Origin of the sequence: Nostocoides australiense Ben110, assembly GCF_001050535.1 — a bacterium.
GTDB classification, from domain to species: domain Bacteria; phylum Actinomycetota; class Actinomycetes; order Actinomycetales; family Dermatophilaceae; genus Nostocoides_A; species Nostocoides_A australiense.
On record NZ_HG764815.1, the window covers coordinates 4,070,932 to 4,074,376 of the forward strand.

General features: G+C 67.6%; 3 protein-coding genes and 1 pseudogene. 1 reads left to right on the forward strand and 3 read right to left on the reverse strand.

The annotated features are described in order from the left end of the window. Positions 1-204 (reverse strand): annotated as a pseudogene (locus BN11_RS24480) (IS256 family transposase); the annotation flags it as partial. A gap of 288 nt (positions 205-492) precedes the next feature. Here BN11_RS24480 and BN11_RS20130 point away from each other — a divergent pair. Next, positions 493-1,320, forward strand: a complete 828-nt coding sequence (locus tag BN11_RS20130; RefSeq protein WP_162213302.1) for a hypothetical protein — start codon at positions 493-495, stop codon at positions 1,318-1,320. Between the two features lie 190 nt (positions 1,321-1,510). Here BN11_RS20130 and BN11_RS20135 read toward each other — a convergent pair whose 3' ends face one another. Next, positions 1,511-2,326: an ExeA family protein gene (locus BN11_RS20135; RefSeq protein ID WP_048699567.1), complete on the reverse strand. Its 816-nt coding sequence runs from the start codon at positions 2,324-2,326 to the stop codon at positions 1,511-1,513. Beyond that, positions 2,323-3,445: DDE-type integrase/transposase/recombinase (locus BN11_RS20140; protein WP_048699566.1), on the reverse strand; the 1,123-nt coding region annotated here is incomplete at its 5' end. The genes BN11_RS20140 and BN11_RS20135, both read right to left, overlap by 4 nt.

The following is a 3,445-nucleotide window of genomic DNA, read 5'->3' on the forward strand; positions in this document are numbered from 1 at the left end:
CCGGGCGTCGGTGATGGTCGCGGCGCGCTGGTAGCGCTCCCGGCCCAGGAACTCGGTGACCTCGGCCTCCAGGGCGGCCTGCATCAACAGCTGCGCGCCGAGGCGGGCCACCTCCTCCAAGACCTCCGGCAGCGGCCGGTCCTGCGCGAACAGGGCGTCGATCCTGGCGTGGATCCGATCGGTGGGTGATACTCGTGCAGACACGGGCGTAGGGTCCTTTCTTCGATGACTTTGAGCGGTCTCGAAACCGAACCTACGCCCGTCTCATTTACACCGGCCGCTGGACACGACCTCGGGGGGAACCACAGAGGAACAGCACCCATCCCCCAAGTTCAGCAACGCGTCACAGTCGCGAGTAGTCAAGGGGTCACCGCCGGTCGACCCGCCACAACGGCGACTTGAGTACGACGCTGGGTCATAGTTGATGCTAGGGGCATGACGAGGAAATCTGCGTGGCTGCGAGCCGCGCACCGCGCACACACAGGACTCACAGTGGCAGTGGTAGTCACCCTGCTGATCCTGAACCTCACGGACGTGCTCCGCCCCGAGATGGCGCTTCGACTCTTCCTCCTGATCGAGGTCCCGCTGATCCTCGTCTTCGCCGCCATTACTTTCGTGCGGTTCAGGAACCTCGGACGCTCCGCAGGGCCGGGCAACGCCAATTTCCTTGACCGGCTCAAGGCCGAGGAACCGATGGTGAGACCAGCGCTCTCTGAGATCCGCTCGATGTGGAGCCTGTGCCTGGCCATCGCACGCCGAAGGCGCGTCCCGCCCGGGTCGGCACCGTTCGGGTACACCAGAGGCACCTTCGCCATGCCTGCCGTCATGCTCGCGCTCTGTCTCGGCGAGCTCGTGGTCGTGCACTTCATCGTCCCCTGGCAGTGGCTACGCATCGTGCTGCTGGTGCTCACTGTTTGGGGAGCGCTGTTCATCTTTGGATTCTTCGCTGCACGCAGAGTCCACCCGCACTTCGTCTCTACCGGTGCGCTGCACCTGCGATGGGGTTACAAGAACGTCCTCACCACGCCGACCTCGAACATCCTGTCCGTGGAACCTCACGCCAACCACACCCACGCGCACCCGTTCGCAGAGGGCAGCCAGCTGGTGCTCACCCAATTCCAAAGCACCAACGTGCGCATTCGACTTGCCGCGCCGGTCCCTGCAGATCCGCCCGTGGCCAAGAAGGACGCGATCGCCGGCTTCAAAGCGTCGGAAGTCCTGCTCTATGTCGACGATCCAGATGCGTTCGTGAACGCACTGACTCCCCACGGAGCACATGGGACAGGTAGCGATCAGAAGGCGAGGCCCGCATATGACTGATCTCGTCCTGCGGAGCGCCGAACTCGCGGAACTCGCTGGAACGACTCCTCTGTTGACGGACGCGTCGGTTGAGGATGTGGGCGTCACTGTCGGTGGGGACGTGGTGGGGGTATGAGGTAGCCCCGCCGGGGGTCCGGCGGGGCTGTTGGTGGTCAGGGTGTCGCGGTGCTCGTCGGGGTGACGCGGTTGGCTATTCGGTGGTGACCTCGGTGACGGCGGCTCGGGCTGAGGTCTCGTCGACGATGGCCTTGCCGGCGGCGTATGCGGCGACGAGGGCTTGGACGGCGAGGTTGTTGATGGCTCGGGGGGTACCGCGGCCGACTTGGTGGATCAGCGCGGTGGCGTCGTCGGAGAAGAGGGGGTCGGAGCGGCCGGCGAGGGTGAGGTGGTGCGCGAGGTAGCTCTTGGTTTCGGTGTCGCTCATCGCGGTGAGGGTGTAGCGCAGCGCGATGCGTTGGTCCAGGGCGGCGAAGGTGCCCAGCTTGATCCGGCGGCGCAGGGTGGGTTGGCCGATGAGGAGGCACGCGAAGGGTGAGTGGGAGTCCATGTCGGCGTTGGTCAGCAGGCGGAGCTCTTCGAGTTGGTCGCTGGTGAGGAGGTGGGCTTCGTCGAGGATGAGGACGACGGTGCGGCCGCGTTCGTGTTCTTCGGCGGCGAGCAGCTCGACGGTTTGGGGGATGAGGGCGGCTTTGTGGAAGCGGGGTTCGCCGCCCAGGGCGGTGACGATCCCGCCGTAGAGGCCGCGGCCGCCGACGGCGGGGTTACCCAGGTAGATGGTGGTGTGCCGGGAGGGGTCCAGGTTCGCCAGGGCGGCGCGCACGGCGACGGTCTTGCCGGCGCCGACCTCACCGGTGACCACGCCCAGGGCGCGTTCGGTGATGCACCAGCCGATCCGGGCGACGGCCTCGGCATGGGCGGTGTGCCGGTGCAGCATGCTGGGGGCCAGGGCCTTGCCGAACGGCGTTCTGGTGAAGCCGTAGTGGGCTTGGAGTCGGTCAAGGGTCACGGGATCTCCTGATGGTCGGGTTCGTGGTGGACGGTGGGGGTTGGGTCGAGCAGGTCGAGCAGGTCGACCTGCCCGGGCAGTACGGCATTGGCGGCGGCCTGGGGGTGGACGGCGGGTTGCGTGATCGAGGCGTAGTTCACGCGCTGGGTCATGACCTGGGTGTGCCGGTCGCGGACCAGGGCCAGGTAGTCGATCCCGGTGACCGGCGCCGGCGCGGCGGTGGAGTCGCTCTTGACGGCGGGGTGCACGTGCCGGCCGATGACGTGCGCGATGGCGGTGCCGACTTCGCGGCCGGCGTAGCGCACCGTGATGTCGGTCAGGTCGAACGGGTCGAAGACGAGCTCGACGCGACGCCCGGTCAGGGCGGCGTCGACCTCGTAGGTGTTGCCGTGCAGCGAGACGGTGGCTGTCTTGGTCACGGCGCGATGCTCGGAGAACAAGAACGCCTCGCGGAGCTGGGTTGGGGTCGGGGTCGGCGGCGGGCCATCCCCCGCGAAACCGGTCAGGAACCGGGCCAGGGGTGCTTGCCCGGTTTCGGTGTGGACCCGCTGGTGGTACACGGTTTCGACCCACGCGGTGAACAGCTCGTTCAGCTCGGCCAGTCCGCTGACCTGCTCGGTCGCGCCGGGGGCGGTGAGCTCGATGAGGAACTGTTCGCGCACGGTGCGGAAGAACCGTTCGATCTTCCCGCGCCCTTGGGGTTGACCGGGCCTGGAGTGGGTCAACCGGATCCCCAGGACGGCCAGCGCGCGCAGCAGCTGCTTGGAGACCATCGCTGACCCGTTGTCCAGGTACACCACCTGCGGGATCCCCCGCGCGGACAGGCCAGCGCGTAACGCCGCCGCGAGGTGGAGCATGTCCTCGCTATGGCCCCACCGGTAGCCGACCAGCGCCCGGGAGTGGTCATCGATGAACGCCATCAGGTACGTCTTACGCCCGCCGATGACCGGCCCGTGCAGCGCGTCCCCGGTCCACCGCTGGTTCGGTGCGGCGGCCTCGAACCGGCCGAACACTCCCGGGGTGGTGCCGTCGGGTCGGGTGTTCAGCTCAAGGCGGGCGAAGTGGCGTTGCAGCGTGCGCGCCGAGGGCACCACTGCCACACCGTGCTCGGTCAGGATC